Here is a 17,570-nt window from a genome sequence, read left to right as displayed (position 1 = left end):
ACGTGGCGCGCGGCAAACAATCTTCGCTCACCACTTCATTGAAAACTCAATAAGTTGATGCACTTTATAATTTTCAATTCACGACAACATGAATCTAGCGGCCTACTGCCTACATGTTTACATTATAATTACAAAACACTCGGCAATTTCATTACAAACAATATTTAACAATTACTGCGCGCCGCGTAAGTTTTACCTGTCTCGTCGAATTGATTAAGCTCGATGTGGCGCCGCGCAAGAACAGTCGAATTGACCGATCGTCCTGCTGCACTATGCACAAGAGGCGCACACGGCTGCGAGCCACGTCCAAACAGCATCCGGATACAGCCCACCAGGATCGTGTATCGACGCATCCATTCCGAAATTACCCGACCGAAATCACGCTCCGGAATCGCCCCCTATAGCGTGAGTCACACCCACATTAAGGGTCACATAATAATTTCCATCGGCGCGCGGCGACCGTACAGACGCTTTTGGCACGCCTTCGAAGCGCTCTTTCGATTTACGGGGCCCGTGAGTTGAGTACGGCGTCCACGCTCGAACTAAGCGACGGGATCGCAAAGCGAGCGATGTTCGACGGTACGACGCTCTCACGCGCATGCATTGCCCTGCCTATCGCCTCCTTCTTGCAACGCTTGTGCGACAAGCATCCAAACGACAATCCCGGACGGCATGCACTGCAATCCCGCACCGGCAAAAGCTGCGTTCATGCCGCATGGCGGCTGCCGCTGCGATCCTCTCCGCTCGCTCTGCACTCCGTACAGTCGCCTCGGCGGCATTCCTGCGCGTGGCGCCAGGCTGCCAACCGCGCACCGGACGCGCGGCTCGTGTCCACAGGTATTTTTCGCGGTGTTGCGCGCCCGCGGGTTAGGACGAGTTCGATCCAAAACAGGACCTGTCCCAGTGTTAGGACAAACCTCGTTGATTAGCATCTCAGTCACGGATTTCCGCAACGACCGTCTGGTTTATCGGGAATATGCCGGCCTCCGGGCTTTTTTCTACTTGGGAACTCGAATCCATGAAACTGAAAACCTCTCTTCTCGCGCTGTCCATCGCCATGCTCGGCACGACGGCAGCTCATGCTGCAGCACCGGCTCAAGACCTTATCGTCAAGGGCACGATTGACGTGCCGGCCTGTACCGTCGCCGCGGCCGACAATGGCGTATACGACTACGGGAAAATTTCGCCGACGCTGATCAAGAGCGGTACGGCGACTACGGCGCTTACCAAGATGGAAAAGGCGTGGACCGTGAACTGCGATGCCAAAACGTATATGAGCTTCAAAGTGACGGACAATCGCAGCGCTTCGTCGAGTTCGACGGACAACACCGCATTTGGCCTGGGTACGGTCAACGACAACGGCAAATTGGGCTACTACACGGTGACGATGCAAGATGCGCAGGTCGATGGCCAAAAGGCACGAGTGTATGCAACGCCGAACACGTCTCTCGGTGGTACGGGCGTTATCGCAGCGTCTCAAAAACTGAACAAGCTCGCCAACTACACGCACGGGTGGGCAAGCGAAAGCGCCGCATCGCAGATGGCCGGAACGACTTTCACCGCGAACATGGTGGTCGAAGCGGTTCTCGCCGGCACCGAAACGATGGGTGGCGCGCTGAAGGACGCAGTCGATCTGGACGGCTCCGCAACGCTGACTTTCGCGTTCGGCCTCTAAGAGGCTGTTTCATAAAGGCTGCTGAGTGCGCTGCAAGGTGTTTCAGCAGATCACGCAGCAGCCGAGTTGTAGAACGCTTCGTGGATGTCAGCAAGTTACCCAAGGCAAATGCGCCGGCGACGGAAATGGCGCAACCAACGTTCACGACATCAACGTAGCCGAGGCGCCAGTGCATGGCGAAGAGACGGCCGTGTACGCCGATGCCGGATGTCCGAGCATCGAGAAGCGCCGCGAACGCTGCTTGTTGCGCCGGCACATCGCGATGAGGCCCGGCGGGCGCAGGTAATTGGTCTCCAGCGACCGCCTGGATGCGATGTCCGACCAGATCGAGCGCCCGAAAGCCGGCATCCATGCCAGGGCCGAGCATTTGCTTCGAGTCTCGAAGCGCCAGTTCTGCCATACAACGACGCGATACCGCGGCCTGACGAAGAACATTGCCGAAATCACCACCTTGTTTGCACTGGGCAACCGATGGATGGCGCGAAAGGCTATACGTAAAGCATAGAAGGTGCATGGGTCGCTACCGGGCACTTTGGCATATTCACCGCCGGCTGGACGGTCGAGCATTTGCGAGCGCCTCTAACCTTGATAATCAGCGGGCGGAACGAGATGCCCGACACTCGGAAAATGATCCGCACATACCTTCCTTAACGACAGCCACGCATCAGCTTAATCCCCACATCCCTGCATCACAACGCCCCTAATTTCCTTGATACAAATACATCACACAGAAATTTTTGCAAATTCCAATCACGTTTAAATATGAAAGCAATCCTTCTTACATTATCGGCCGCGTCTACATTTTCCCTCATGACGAGCGCACATGCCGACAAGCCGACGATCGATCTATCCGTCAAAGGAAAAATAGACGTTCCAAGTTGCATCATTGGCTCTCCAGGAGAAGGAGTTTACGACTTTGGTCACCTTCCATCGACGCTCATCAAACCTGGAAATGAAAAGACCACACTTTCCTCAATGACAAAAACTTGGGTCGTAAAATGCGATGCCACGACATTTTTGAATTTCACTGTGACGGATAATCGTTCCGATTCAACCTCCGAAGCAAATCCAAGCAACTTCGGTTTAGGAAAGGTCAATTCAGATGGAAAGCTTGGCTACTACACAGTATTGATGGAGAACGGCACCGTGGACGGGAAAAACTCTACCGTATTCTCAGCCTGGCCAAACGGTGGAGGCATGATGGGGAGCAGCGACGTGTATCTCCAAAATCCAAGTGGCCAAAACAGACACGGCTGGTCAACTGGCCAGGGGAGCAGTGCAAAGCAGGCAACCGGCCAAACATTTACAGCCGATCTGGTGGTCACGCCGACGTTGGCCGGCAGCGGATCGATGAATGGCGCACTTACTGATACAGTCGATCTGGACGGTTCCATAACGCTCACGTTCGCATTTGGCATTTAAAAAATATTTATAACCTCCCACAACACCCAGCAGGATATTACTCAAAATAAACATGATGCCAAATTTCCCCAATGACGCAACCCGTAAAGCATAAGAAATCATTGCATCATAACCAGGCAGTCGCCCTCACAATCAGAAGTGCATGACTGCTCGCTCTCATATTGGCGTCGCTCACGAGGCGGCGCTTTTACTCATTTTCAATAGCACTGCGTAAGCCGGACCTTGGCGATTCAGAAAATAAATGGTTTATGACGCTTCCCCTCATACCATGATCACGCGGCAGCTTCCAAGTCGAGACATCGATCGAGATATACCACATCAAAGATGTCATCTGGCCTAATGTCATTCGATTTCATCTCGCACCTTCCGTAACAACAGCTACATCTCATCACGCAACGATCACGCGGCCATGCGTTAGCCATGCCTGAATATCTTCAAAATTCAGTCGCCTCACCATCCCCATCCCATCTTATACATGCATTTAACAACGTAGTACTTGTCCTACCGAACAACAAGACTCGTCCCATCCCTTACCCGCGGCACAAAAGATAACATTCCACATATCGAAACAACGGCATAGCATCACGTCTACATTATTTATCAATATTTGATATTTCTTAAAAACCAATCTCATGCCCCACTTTCTCAATTCTCGAATTACTCTCATGAAAACACTCTTGCTCCTCATTTTTTCAGCATTCTGCCTGAAGACCCAAGCAGCTACTTTTACCCTAGAGAGCCCAACCATCATCTTCAACGAAACGGATCAACGCGTCGCCTTCAACGTCAAAAACGACGGCGAAAGCCCCATGCTGCTCGTCAGCAAGCTCGAAGATCTTGGCGAAGACAAACTCAGTCAACGCATTCTGATTGCGCCGCCAATCGCACGCATCGATCCCGGCCAAAGTCAGCAGATCAACTTTTCGCTCAAGAAGGGGGCCAAACTCGAGCACGAGTACATGCTCAAGGCATCGTTCGAAGGGGTATCGCAAACCGGCCGCGGCTCGCTCGTGATGCCGGTACGCCAGGAAATCGGCTTTTTGGTTCAAGCCGGCGCGGTTCCCGTTTCCAAAACCCCTTGGGATAACTTGAAGCTCAGCCTTGCGGATCGACATTTGACGCTCAGCAATCCGAGCACGCACGTGATCCGCCTCGCGCCAAGCGTCAAGCTGTTGCCCGCGAACAAGACGGTCGCGCTCCCGCATGCCTACCTGATGCCTGGCGAGTCTCGAACTGTTGAAATAGACGATGCCGCCGACAAAATCGAGATCGTTCCGCTCAGCCGCTACGGCCTCGTATTGCCCGCAGTCACGATGCCGGTCCAGCGTTAATTTGGCGGAGCGAAAGTCGGCAACATCACCTCGCCGACGTCAACCAGCCAACTCTCGTCTCTCGCCCCAGTCCGCTGCATTCGCGCCGCCGGGCGATTTCGCCTCGCGACGCGACGATCATTCACATTAATGGCCACCCGCGCGCTCGTCGCGGAACGAACGCTCTTGTTCGAGCGATGCCGGCCATTGACCCTGCGCCCGCATCGCCGCCACGCACGCGGCTCATGTGTCGATGCGGCTCGCGCCATTTCCGTCCGGCGCGCACGGCCAGTTGCGCCTTTCACCTGTAGAGGGCTTGCGAATCAACGCGGCCCCCTTCCCTCGCCAACTCAAACAGCACCGCTGCCGGGAGATACGTTGTGCACGCAAGACGGTCGATCCTGTCGCTTAGCTTGCTCCTCTTCATTGGATGGGGAAGCAGCGACGCGCTCGCCGTCTCGTCGCCTTCGTCCAGCGCGGCTGTTGAATTCGACACACAAACGCTGATCGCGCGAGGCTATTCCGCCGACATCGCAAAATTCTTCAGCGGCGATTCGCGCTTTCTCCCCGGCAGACAGGAAGTCACGATCGCACTCAACGCCCATCAGACTTACACGACGAACGTTCAATTTGATGACGACGGCGATCCGTGCTTCGACGCCGCACTGTTGGGCACGCTGCGATTGCGTAAACCGTCCGACCTGGCCGGTTGCGTCGACCCCGAGCAAATGTGGCCGGAATTTCACATGAAACTCCATCCGGGGCAGTTCCGAATCGACATGACCGTGCCGGAGAAAGCGTTCGATCCGAAGCGGCGCGACGACGGACTGCACTCCGGCGGTAAGGCGATGTTGCTGAATTACGATGTCTTCGCGCAGCGCTTCGATACCCGTTTCGGCAACAGTCATTACTTTCAGGCGCGAATTGAGCCCGGCTTCAATATCGGAAACTGGTCTTTCCGCAATCGCGGATCGCTGACAAATTCCAGCAATGGATTCTCGTATCAATTGCAGGACACCTACCTCGCGCGTACCGTCGACGCGTGGGGCGCCATCGCGCAGATCGGCCAGTTCACTTCCGCAGGCGAAAGCCTGGGCGGCCTGCCGATGCTCGGCGTTCAAATCGGTTCGGACAGCCTGCAAAGCGGAGGACAACTGACTGTTCCCATTCAGGGCATCGCGGAAAGCAACGCGACCGTCGAAGTACGTCAGCGCGGCCGTGTCGTCTATCGCACGATCGTCCCGCCTGGGCCGTTCATGCTGTCAGACATCGGCAACGTCGCGCAGAACGCCGATCTCCAGATCGAAATCACCGAACAGGACGGGCGAAAGCGACGCTTCGAGATGCCCGTCGGCATGAGCTATGCCGACGCGAAGCAGCCGATGACCTGGCAGGCAGCCATCGGCCGCTATCAGGACGCGGGCCATTCCGACGGAAGGCGCACGCCCGCGATCTTCGCCACGGGCGAAGTCTCCTTCTCGGCGTCCAACAATCTTCGCGTGTCGACCGCCGCGCTTGCCGCCCCCGGCTATGTTCATGCGAGCGCCCAAGGAACACTCTCGGTGGAATCCGGGGCATGGCTTGCAAGTGGAGTGCGCTATTCACGAGCCGCCGGCGTGGGTCAAGGATATCAATTCGAGTTGCAAGGCTCGACCCGGATCGGAGGGAACGTGTTCGCGTCCGCCTCGTGGCTTTCGCGCTCGAATCGCTATACCACGCCCGATGTTGCACTCGGATCGCTTCGCGACGCCACCGGAGCGGGCCAAACCAAGCATTCGGCGAACGCGTCGGTAAACTGGGCGCATCCTCGCTGGGGCAGTTTTACGTATGGACTTTCGTACAACAGTTTCTTCGGCGCTTCGAGCACCCTGTCTCACACGCTGAGCATCGGCCGCAAGATCGGCCGTGCGAACGTCAGCCTTGCCGCACAAATCAGCCCCAAATACGGCAGCAGCGTATACGCCAACGTGTCGATTCCGCTTGGCGGCGGCTCCTTGAGCGCACGAAGCGCCCGGTCGCAGCGCGGCGATCTCACGTTCGGCACGTCCTACAGCAATCGGCTGGGACGAAACGGCTCCTATTCCATTGGCGCATCGGGCGACAAGAACGGCCAGACCGCGAACGCATCCTTCAGCATGAACACCGGTCTTGCTCAGATCGGTGCAGGCGTCGCTCAGAGCACGACCAATTCACGGTCTACTTACGTGTCCGTAAGTGGAGGCATCGCATACGCCAACGGACTATTCGGAACGGCCTCCAGTCGAATCGGAGATACGTTCGCCATCGTATCGGTTCCAAACCAGAAGGGGCTGCGAATCAGCGCTCCCGGCGGCACCTCCATCACCAATCCGCTCGGCACCGCGATCATTCCTTCAGTGACGCCCTACACGAAAGCCCAGCTTCGGCTCGATACGCAAAGCCTCCCCATGAATGTGCGCCTAGACACGACGACCGTAGACATCGGACTCAGACGAGGAAGCGTGCTCACACGCACGATCAACGCAACCGAAACGCGACAACTCATGTTGACGATACGAGATTCGACAGGGGCCACCGCACCGGTCGGCACCACCGTGCTCGACGAGCAAGGGCAATTCCTCGGCACGATCGTCGGAGACGGAAATTTCATCCTATCCGATGACGACATCGGCAAGCCGATCAGGTTGTCAGGCGTCAACCGAAGCGAATGCCGCGTTACTTATGACGCGCCCGAACTGTTCGATCCGGATCAACCTTATGAAGAAGCCGAAGGATCATGCGGCTGATCAGCGATCGTCCGCAACCAGCCTCGCATCGCGCGTCACGCTACCCGACGCCAAGGCGCACATGCCAAGTATGCGCCTTCTTAATTCGCATATCCTTCACAGGCAGAATTGCACAATCCATCTTCACCTTCATGAACAAAACGAGATCCACAACTCTTCCCGCGATTGAATTTGTAAAATATTGACAAATTCAACCCTTTAATACATGTCCGATGGCACTGCCGGCATTTGTAATTTAATCTGCATCTTACACGTCGATTAATCATCGATGACGATGATCCCATCGGCTTCGAAGTGTGATTTTATTGAAGCTCCATATCCAGCGCATCAAACCGCGATGCGCCTATTTTCGGGCTTCGCCTTACGATTTTCGACATGAATTTTCAACACCCGAGCCGCCAATGTCAAATGAATCTCAAATTATCGAATTGATAAAGATCGATAGAAAAAGCCCAATATCGAGATGGAATTTCAGCCAATCTCAAAAATGTCACGCGCTTTCACAAAACTTCGCAAACCATGTAACTTAAAATCAAGATGACTGTTTTTTCCATCAAGGTCATCATCGCGGATGACCATCCCGCTGTACTGACCGGCCTGCTTCACGCGCTGGCTCCTGTCAGCTCGATAGAAGTGGTGAGCGCCTGCCGAAATTCCACTGAACTGCTGTCTGCGCTCAATGAATATCCTTGCGATGTTGTCATTTCGGATTACAACATGCCGGACGACAACTTCGGAGACGGCATTTCTCTGTTCTCGTATATCCAAAGGCGATATCCGAGCACCCGCTTGATTGCGCTCACGATGATCAGCAACCCCGCGATCATCCACAATCTGATTTCACACGGCATTTCCACGGTTCTCAGCAAATCGGACGAGGTCGGACACATCATTGCAGCAATTCACGCCAGCTATGCGAAGGGTTCCTACCTTTCTCCGACCATGGAGACGATCGTCAACAGCGGTCATGGCAAGTCGCCGGACGGAAGCGTTCCGTTATCGCCGAGGGAAATGGAAGTCGTGCGCCTGTTCACGTCCGGCTTGTCGGTCAACGAAATTGCCAACCGCCTGAAGCGAAGCAAACAAACCATCAGCTCTCAAAAAGCCAATGCCATGCGAAAGCTTGGCCTCAACAGCGACATCGATCTTCTCAAATATGCGCTGAAGGTGAAACTGGTCGAAGACACGACCAGTCATTGATCGGTTGCTGTCGTGATGAACGGCCTTATGACGTTCGCTGACGTCGCTCATGAGCGTTCGCCGCCGCAAAATCACGGTAGCGCGCGTTGCATGTCTTCGTCGCTCGTTCGAACTTCGGCCTCGACAGCGCCGTGCTTTTCTTCTTCGGCATTGCATCGAATTCCTGCGAGGAGCCGGATATCGGACAACTCACGACACACTTCGCGCCCTTGCACAGCCATGCCCGCCATCCGCATGGTCATCAATTTGCGATCTTCGGAATGCCGACGACGAATGACCGATGCCGTCGTCATCGATCGACAACACGTCGTGATTGGCCGCGGCCTCTCAATAGAAATCAAATTCCGGCCGCTTTCTCGCCGCGCTCGACTTACATGGCCTCGCACGCGCATGAGATTAATACAAATACGCCTCACTTCACACTCATTTTTTGTTTTGTCCAATACACCCTCGGATATCGGGTCCGTATATTTCGATCATTCAACTCGATCGATTCACACCATGCCCGGTCGTGCCCAACCCGATTCCATTCGACAAAACTCGAATCATAACCAATCATTTGCGCACGCCAACGCACCTCGACCGGAGCTGATTGAGTCAATCTTCCGAGGTCTATCCGATGTCAAACTCACAAAAGGTTGCATCCATAATGCTCGATTTTTCAGCTCTACCGGAGGAGGAGAGGCGAGAATTCCTGGTGCTTCTCAACAATTTCATATTCCTCTCACCTTCCGCGCGACGCAAGGCGCAGGCCGAATGGAAGGAGATTGTCAAAACCGGAACGGTGTTGCGCGCCGGCAGCGCCAAATGCTGAATTTCGTCCTCGTCGCACTTGCGGCGAAATATGCGGCTCGCGCTTTACGTCAACGATGCCGGTAGCACGCGAATGGTCGAGCAATCCAAATCCGGCCCGAGCGACGTAACATGAACGCGTCGAGAACGTCGGCCGAATTTCAGGGGTTTGCGCGATAATCCATGCCGGCACCGACCTCCCATGAAGGCTCCAGGGGACGCGAACGCGCAACACCGAGCGCGACGGACCGTTGCGTGGCCGCCGCCATTCGAGCAAAGCCGACCGACGGATCATCCCGCCTCCGCATAGCCTCCCCGCCGAACGACACGCTTCGGCGAACGCTCCACGCGCCCGCCGGATCTTTGCGCCGCGTTGCCTGCGTGAGACTCGATCGCTGGCCAGACAGCTCGAAAGGCAGGAGAGCGCCGGTCGGCATCAGCTCATAAAATTCGACACGCCGAGTAGCCTCGCCATCACGGCAGGCATCACAGCAGCCTATTCATCATACTTTTGCTCTTTCGTCATTTCTCGCGTCGACCGCCGAATATTTCAAATTTCTTTCATTTCGGAAATACGAATTACAAAAGATCGATGCCGTGAAAGGGAATAGTATACGGAGAGATTCTATTGTTTATCCGGGAACGCTAGCGAACGGAATATTCGCAAAAAATCTCAATCGAGTATCCGCATTCCCGATCTCGTCTCGCACGCCCAAGTCAACGCCTCGATATGCCAGGAAAACTGAAGAAACTGCTGATCCAGCCATTCAAGCTGAGTCACCGCAAAGCGCTGTTCGACCCGCGAAAGATGCTGACGTATCAACGTCTACTCACCTATGGCGGCGCGCTCGGAGTATCTGTTTTCATCCTGTTTTGCCTGCTGCTCGCGATCCGAATGGAGGCGATGGACTACGTGTCGAACGCACGCTACGAATTTCTGATCCAGCAATCTAAACTTACAATAAAATTACAAATTCGACGTACGGCGCTCATGCGTGCGGTGATGCATGCCGAAGGCCTGTGGAACAGACACATCGAACCGTCGCCGGAATTGCTCTCGAGCTTCGACGCGCACCAAGGCCATGCCGTCCTGTACACGCCGCAAGGCGCGCCGGCTGCGCTCGCCCTCGGCATACCGGCGCCGGATCGCCCGGCGAGCACGTTTGCGCCGTACCTCGCGCTCCTGGAAACGCAACTGCTGATGGGAGACGGTCAATCGCCGCTGCCGGACGACCGGGTCGAAGGCTACTCGTTCTCGCCCGACGGCACCTACCTCTCGCTTCTGTGGTCCCGCGAAGATCAGTCACCCGAAGCATTTCTGGAATCGCATTCGGCGTCCATGGTGATAGGCGACGCGATGCGCGACATCCGCTATCTTCGCGACGCAAGCGCCATCATCCCGCTGCGCGCGGATCGACGCACCGTCTGGCTGCCGCCGCACCCCGATCCGCTCACCGGCAAGTCCATGATCCGCATCGTCCAGCCAGCCATCGACGCGACCGGGAAACTATTCGCAATCTATGTGCGCAGCCTGCCGCTCGACATGTTTTACAGCAACCTGAACGACGCGTCGGCCGGCAGCACGTTCACCATCGTCGATCGCAAAGGCAACGTCATCATCGGTTCGTCGAACCAGTCCGGCGCAAACGGCGGCGTGACGGATTCCGCGTTGAGCATCCGGTCGCTCGGCGATGGATTCGACGGTCTCGTCGAACGTTACCAAGACGGCATGTTCGTGACCAGCGATCAGTTGCCCGGCACCGACTGGGTGCTCGTCCACGCCTATTCGTGGAAGACGATCGCGGCCGCAATGATGCCCCGCTTCGCGCTCATGACAGGGCTCGTAGCCGGCATCATCGGCATGCTGTGGCTCTTCGCGATCCAGTTCGATCGCAAAGGCCTCGTTCCCAATTACCGCCGCGCCCAGCGACTGCTGGAAAGCGAAGTGCTCAATCGTACGATCCTGCGCACCGCGCCCGTCGGGCTCGGCCTGCTTTCCGCCCAGGACGGCAGCGTTCTGCTGCAGAACAACGCGATGCTCGAACTTTCGGCGCGCACGAGCGGCGAACCGCTGCACATTCGGCTCTGGAAGGCCTATCGATACGCGACCGGCCGCCCCGACAGCGAGGACGGCGCGCTGCTGCAACACGATCTCGCCATCGAGCGCGACGAAATCAATCCGATCTACCTGCAAGCCAATGTCGTCGCCGCCCGTTATCGCGGCGCGAACGTTCAGCTCTGCACGCTGCTGGACATCTCCCTGCGCAAAGAAAGCGAGCTGAAGCTGGAGGAAGCACGCATCGCGGCCGACCAGGCGAACAAGGCCAAGTCCACGTTCCTGGCCACGATGAGCCACGAAATCAGAACGCCGCTCAATGCGATCATCGGCAATCTGGAATTGCTGCGCAGGTCGCAGCTTTCCATGCAGCAGAGCGAGCGCCTTCAGGTGGTTGAATCGTGCTCGAACGCCTTGCTGCACATCATCAACGACATACTCGATCTTTCCAAGGTCGAATCCGGCCAGATGACGCTCGAGAACATTCCGTTCGATATCCACGCGCTCCTGCAGGATATCGTCGACGCATATGCGCCGCTCGCCGAGTCGAAGGGCCTTGAACTGCTTTCGAGCGTCGGCGAGGGCGTCGCGAACTACTACTCCGGCGACCCGACGCGCATCCGCCAGATACTGTCGAATTTGATCGGGAATGCGATCAAATTCACGGATAGCGGACATATTTCCATCGATGTCCATCGTGCGAAGGCCGGGCCGGGCAATTCCGCCATCGAGATCTGGGTCAGCGACACCGGCATCGGAATCCAGCCGGACCGCATCGCAACGTTGTTCGACGTTTATACGCAGGCCGATGCGTCGATTCATCGTCGCTTCGGCGGGTCGGGCCTCGGATTGCCGCTATGCCAGCGACTTGCAACGATCATGGGCGGCTCGATCGAAATCGATAGCCTGCCGGAGTTCGGCACCACGGCCACGGTGATTCTGCCCTTGCACGAGGCCCGTCAAGCGGCGGCCATGCCGAATATGCCGACCGCGCCGCGCCGCAATGCGTCAACGCACGCTCGCGCGTCGCTGCACGTCCTGGTCGCCGAGGACCATCCGGCCAATCGCGCGCTATTGCGCGATCAGCTCGAGGCGCTCGACCATCGGGTGGACGTGGTCGAAAACGGACGCGACGCTTTGCGCGCGTTCAGCGAGCATCAGTACGACGCCGTGTTGACCGATCTCGGCATGCCCGAGCTCGACGGCTTCGGATTCGCGATGTTCGCCAACAAGATGCGCGCCGACGTTCCGATCATCGCGATGACCGCTCACGCGACCGCCGAAGATTATCAGCGGTCGAAGAAAGTCGGCATCGCGGAAATCGTCCTGAAGCCTTTGTCCTTGAACACCCTGGACAAGGTGCTGCAACGGCACGCCGCGCGCACGGCGGTAGCGGAAATCCGCGCCGACACCGCGTCCGCTCCGGTCAACGCCGAGCTGCGGATGCGCACATTGCCGCCGGCGGTCGCGGCGGCCTTGCGCACCGCAACGTTGCAGTCCATCGACAAGATCGGTCAAGCGCTCGCATCGCGCGATTTCAAAACGGTCCGAGAGCAACTTCACTCGATCAAGGGAGGGTTCGCGCTGACCGGAAACCGCTTTCTCATCGCCCGCTGTTCCGCCGCCGAGGAGATCGCAGAAATCGAGGATCTGGACACGCTGCGCGCGGCGTGGCGAACGCTGGAATCCTTGCTCTTGGATGCGTTGGAGCGCTTGTAGGACGATGGTTGCCCCGCATATGCGCCACGCCGGCCGCAACCGGCACGCACCGCGCGAGCATGATCGACCCGCGATCGACCCGGAGCGCGCGGCGCCGACGTTCGATTTCATTGCGCGCGACACCGAAAACGACCGGCTGAACGCACGACACCGCTGCCGACAAGATTGCGCGCGAACGCCCTCGACATGCTAGCCGTGCAACCCGCCGCGTACACGTCCTGTCGCACCGCTCCCCGCATCGACGGCGCAGCTTGGGCAATGAATCGTCAGCGGTGAGACACGGGTTGGCAGCCCCGCCAACCCGTCATTTTTTCTCCGGGTTCGATTCGTTCGACGAAGCAAGTGCTTGCAACCTAACGCCGAGCATCTCGCTCGGCGTGTGCCGCGCCGATCTACCGATCTACCGATCTTGCGCGTCGCCGTGAAGCGCGTGCACGGCAAACGCTTCCGCAGGAACCGCACCGGGATCGGTGATTCCGAGATCGATGCTCGCCAGCACGCGCTTGGACGACAGCGAATCCAGCCAGTGCTTGGCGAGCAGCGGCAACACATGTTGCTCGATGAAGCCGATCAGCAAGCGAGCACCCGTTTCTTGCACGAGGCAACGATCGACGATGTAATCGACGACGTTGTCCGAGTAAGTCAGGCGGACCGCCTGATTCTCGACCATTCGCACCACTACGCGATCGAGATGCAGCCTGACGATGCGCGATAGCGTCTCCTGTGCAAGCGGACGGTAGGGCACCAGCGTCACGCGGCCCAGAAAGGCGGCGGGAAACGTCTTGAGCAATTCCGGAGCGAGTGCGGCGCAGAGCGCGTCCGCATCGGGAACGCAAGCCTCGTCCGAGCACAGTCCGGCCAAGAGTTCGGAACCCGCGTTGCTGGTGAGGAGAATCGTCGTGTTGCGGAAGTCGATATATCGGCCGTCGCCGTCCTCCATGTAGCCCTTGTCGAACACCTGGAAGAACATCTCGTGCACGTCCGGATGCGCCTTCTCGATTTCGTCGAGGAGAACGACCGAATAGGGACGCCGGCGCACGGCCTCGGTCAGCGCGCCGCCCTCGCCATATCCGACGTAACCCGGCGGCGCCCCCTTCAGCCCCGATACCGTATGCGCCTCCTGATATTCGCTCATGTTGATCGTGATGAGATTCTGCTCGCCGCCGTACAGCGCCTCGGCCAGCGCCAGCGCCGTCTCCGTCTTGCCGACGCCCGACGGCCCCGCGAGCAGAAACACGCCGAGCGGCTTCTTCGGGTCCGTCAATCCGGCGCGCGCCGTCTGCACCCGATCGCAAATCTGATGCAGCGCATCCGGCTGACCAATCACGCGGGCAGCGAGCGTATCGGGCAACGCACGCACCGCGGACACTTCGTCCGTCACCATCCGGCCGACCGGAATGCCGGTCCAGTCGGACATGATCTCTGCGACGATCGCTTCGTTGACCTCGGGGAAAACGAACACGGAATCGCCCTGCAAATTCGAGAGCGCCCGCTCCAGCTCGCGCAGCGTGTCGATCGGCCGGTCCGCATCGTTGCCCGCCGCTTCGCGTGCGCTGAGCAGAGCCTGAGCCGCGCCGATCTGCTGCCGCCAGCAAGCATCGATCGCTTGCTCTCGCACTTCGAGCGCGGCGATTTCCTCGCGAGACGCTGCGAGCGCGATCTCGTCGCCAATGCCGATGCGCTGCTCGCCGTCGAGCAATTCGAGCCGCACCCTCGCCGCTTCCAATCTTCCACGGACGTCCTGCAGCTCGCGCGGCGGCGCATGTTGCGACAGCGCGACGCGCGCGCATGCCGTATCGAGCAAGCTGATCGCCTTGTCCGGCAACTGACGGGACGGAATGTAGCGATGCGACAGCTTGACCGCCGCGCGAATCGCCTCGTCCAGCACGACAACGCCGTGATGACGCGAGAAGGTTCGCGTCAGTCCTCGAACCATGTCGACCGCAGCAGCCTCATCGGGCTCGGGAACCTGCAATACCTGGAAGCGGCGCGTAAGCGCCGGATCTTTTTCGATATGCCGCTTGTATTCCGCCCACGTCGTCGCGCCGATCGTTCGAAGCGTGCCGCGTGCTAGCGCGGGCTTGAGCAGGTTCGCGGCGTCTCCGGTGCCCGCCTGACCGCCCGCGCCAATCAAAGTGTGAATCTCGTCGACGAACAAAATGACGGGCTGCGTCGCCTTCGTTGCCGCTTCCAGCACGCCCTTCAGGCGCGCCTCGAATTCTCCCTTCATGCTCGCGCCTGCCAGAAGCGCGCCCACATCGAGACTCAGCAGACGCACATCGGCTAGCTTCGGCGGCACATCGCCATCGGCGATCGCGCGCGCGAGCCCTTCGACGACGGCCGTCTTGCCCACGCCCGCCTCGCCTGTCAGCAGCGGGTTGTTCTGGCGGCGGCGCAACAGAACGTCGATCATCGTTCGAATCTCCAGCTCGCGGCCGACAACGGGATCGATCTGCCCCGCTCGCGCCCGCGCGGTGAGGTCCATGCAATACTGCTCGAGCGGGGAACCGGCTCCCTTCTGCTGCAGCGCGCCTGACGCCTCGCCAGGGGCCACCGCGCCGAAATCGCTGTTGTCGTACGGCGTCTCGCTCGCTTCCGGCGAACCGTCGATCCACGCAGGCAGCATCGCGTCGAGATCGTCCACACGAATCTTGCCGAACGTCGGCGAAATCGATAACAGCACGCGCCTCAACTCCGGCGTTTTCAACAAGGCGGCCAGCAGCCACGCGCCTCGAATCCGGCGATCACCGAAGTCCAGCGTCGCCAGCACCCACGCGCGCTCGATCGCCGCCTCGATATGGTGCGAGAAATCGCTAATCGAGCTCGCGCCCGCCGGCAACTCATCGAGCGCGCGCACCATGTCGCGATCCAGTGCGCCGATGTCGATGTCGCAGTGACGAGCGATTCGCTGAATATCGCCGTCAGCGGCCTGAAGAATCTGATGCAGCCAATGCACCAGTTCGACGTAGGGGTTGCCGCGAAGCTTGCAGAACGCCGTCGCCGACTCGATGCTGCGAAATAGCGAATGGCCGAGCTTGCCGAAAAGTGCCTGTCTTGAAACTGTCATGTCTCGATCGTGAATTCGTGAATATGCGAAGCCTGCATGCAAAACCGGAAAATCGCGTCCCGCTTCCGGTTCCGTCTCGTGCAAGCGCACTCGCCGGGAAAGGCACGACATTAATCGCGACAGACGATGAAGCTCAATGAGACGAGTATTAAATCTCGAGCTTCTTCTCACTCATTGAAGTCATGGCAACAGATGCGCCGGTGCCGGCGCGAGGCCCGCGGTGACCGCCCGTCACAAGCATCCGGACTTCAGCAGCGCGATCTCGCGCCGCGCATGCTTCGCTCCTTTTCAAACGTATGCAACGTCCGGGCAAATGCAATCTCGATAATCACCCGCTTTTAGAACTATTCTCATATGTTGAAAATTCGACCCACGATAAGATCGTCGTGTCTCGCTTGATACCCAGGACCGCGCATCCCGCATGAATCGGATGCGCGCCGACAAGCCGCCAATCGGGCAGCTCGCGCCCGCCGCTCAATCGTCATGTCGAAAAACGGCTCACCACTGGAATCGGATCGCTCGCGACACGCTTTTGCGCATCACGAAGAATCGGATATATCGACGCCTCTCGTCACGCTCGCACGCCACGACGGGCGCGATGTCTCGCCTTTGCAGCAACATGCGATTGGCGCAGCCGGCTGCGCCTATTTCGTGCAGACGAACCGATTCGCCGCGTCGGATGCATGCATCGGCATCCTGAACGACAGCATCGTATTCGCAGCCGATCCCGATGGCTCGCTCCGGATGGAAAACCATTGCGCTCAAGTCGATTGTCGCGTCAATGGCGAGGCCGTCGCTTCCGGTGCCGGCCGGCATCTCGAGCATGGCGACGTCATCGCCGTCGCCGCCGCCGAATTGACCATTCAAGGCGGCGCACGCTCGAGCGAGCAGCCTGCGTCCCAGCCGCCGCCCGTCGATCTGATTGCGCTCGGCAACGCGTTGCCGCGAAGCGAACCGGCGCATTTCGCGGATCTCGCGGAATTGGCCAATTTGCCCGTAGCGCCACATCCGTATGGCCGCGCATCGGCGGGCGGCGCCGCGCCGCTTGTCATTCTCGACGAAGAAGCGCTCAGCGACCCGGCGCCGCCCGCGCTCGATTCGACGGACATCGATCCTTTGGCGCATTTGCTGGCTGAATACCGGCACGCGCTGATCCATCACGAGCGCTCATACGCCCATGAGCTCAAGTCGATCGAGCGTCCCCACATTGCCGCCCCCGTTCCCGACGACCCATTTCTGGACGCGCCGGGCCGCTACCGCCAGGGATCGTTGCTGGGCGATCTGCTGGGCAATCGGCAAAACATCGACTACGTGCTGGACGAGATGAATCCGTTTCGCGCCGAAGAGTTGTTTGCCGAAGAAAAGCGACACGACGTGCTGCTCCTGCTCGCGCCACTACGAAGGAAGAAAGCACATTTCCCGCAAGCGGCGCTGCTTGCCAGGCACGAGCATCACTTGATGAGCGTGGACAGTCACTTTCCGACGCTGACCGCCGAAACGGACATCCAACAGGAAGAACCGCATGACGAATCGATCCGAATCTCCGCATAACTCCGATCTGCAC

10 protein-coding genes and 1 pseudogene are annotated in these 17,570 nt (G+C 58.4%); 9 read left to right on the top strand and 2 right to left on the bottom strand.

The features are described from left to right. The first annotated feature begins 1,018 nt into the window (after positions 1-1,018). The 6 genes and pseudogenes from WT60_RS20835 (at position 1,019) to WT60_RS20810 (ending at position 8,372) form a co-directional block, all read left to right on the top strand. Positions 1,019-1,675: a DUF1120 domain-containing protein gene (locus WT60_RS20835; protein WP_038745904.1), complete on the top strand. Its 657-nt coding sequence runs from the start codon at positions 1,019-1,021 to the stop codon at positions 1,673-1,675. A 130-nt stretch (positions 1,676-1,805) separates the two neighbouring features. Beyond that, a pseudogene (locus tag WT60_RS35285) lies at positions 1,806-2,180 on the top strand (transposase); the annotation flags it as partial. Positions 2,181-2,437: 257 nt separating this feature from the next. Then, a complete protein-coding gene (locus WT60_RS20825) occupies positions 2,438-3,097 on the top strand; it encodes a DUF1120 domain-containing protein (protein WP_082717459.1) in 660 nt (219 codons plus the stop codon). 665 nt (positions 3,098-3,762) lie between these two features. Next, complete coding sequence (locus WT60_RS20820; RefSeq protein ID WP_226383165.1) at positions 3,763-4,428, top strand: fimbria/pilus chaperone family protein; 666 nt, start codon at positions 3,763-3,765, stop codon at positions 4,426-4,428. 359 nt (positions 4,429-4,787) lie between these two features. Continuing rightward, positions 4,788-7,172: a fimbria/pilus outer membrane usher protein gene (locus WT60_RS20815; RefSeq protein ID WP_060356166.1), complete on the top strand. Its 2,385-nt coding sequence runs from the start codon at positions 4,788-4,790 to the stop codon at positions 7,170-7,172. Between the two features lie 537 nt (positions 7,173-7,709). Continuing rightward, the gene (locus WT60_RS20810; RefSeq protein WP_038745896.1) at positions 7,710-8,372 is read left to right on the top strand and encodes a response regulator transcription factor; all 663 of its coding nucleotides are present in this window, start codon (positions 7,710-7,712) and stop codon (positions 8,370-8,372) included. Positions 8,373-8,443: 71 nt separating this feature from the next. Here the strand turns inward: WT60_RS20810 and WT60_RS33855 are convergent, their stop codons facing one another. Beyond that, positions 8,444-8,665 (bottom strand): hypothetical protein, encoded by a 222-nt coding sequence (locus WT60_RS33855; protein ID WP_145986841.1) that lies wholly within the window; start codon positions 8,663-8,665, stop codon positions 8,444-8,446. A gap of 299 nt (positions 8,666-8,964) precedes the next feature. On the opposite strand from WT60_RS33855, the gene WT60_RS20800 reads away from it, so the two are divergent. Both WT60_RS20800 and WT60_RS20795 read left to right on the top strand, forming a co-directional pair. Then, positions 8,965-9,186, top strand: a complete 222-nt coding sequence (locus WT60_RS20800) for a hypothetical protein (RefSeq protein WP_226377267.1) — start codon at positions 8,965-8,967, stop codon at positions 9,184-9,186. A gap of 708 nt (positions 9,187-9,894) precedes the next feature. Then, positions 9,895-12,939 (top strand): ATP-binding protein, encoded by a 3,045-nt coding sequence (locus tag WT60_RS20795; protein WP_038745894.1) that lies wholly within the window; start codon positions 9,895-9,897, stop codon positions 12,937-12,939. A gap of 400 nt (positions 12,940-13,339) precedes the next feature. Here the strand turns inward: WT60_RS20795 and tssH are convergent, their stop codons facing one another. After that, complete coding sequence (gene tssH, locus WT60_RS20790) at positions 13,340-16,006, bottom strand: type VI secretion system ATPase TssH (RefSeq protein WP_060356167.1); 2,667 nt, start codon at positions 16,004-16,006, stop codon at positions 13,340-13,342. Between the two features lie 555 nt (positions 16,007-16,561). On the opposite strand from tssH, the gene WT60_RS20785 reads away from it, so the two are divergent. Next, entirely contained in the window at positions 16,562-17,557 is a 996-nt protein-coding gene (locus WT60_RS20785; RefSeq protein ID WP_186448662.1) for a TagK domain-containing protein, read from the top strand. Positions 17,558-17,570 lie beyond the last annotated feature (13 nt).

Source organism: Burkholderia sp. MSMB617WGS (assembly GCF_001532025.2).
Lineage (GTDB): Bacteria > Pseudomonadota > Gammaproteobacteria > Burkholderiales > Burkholderiaceae > Burkholderia > Burkholderia savannae.
Note: the sequence above shows the minus strand (reverse complement) of the source record. Positions and strands in the feature narration are given on the sequence as shown.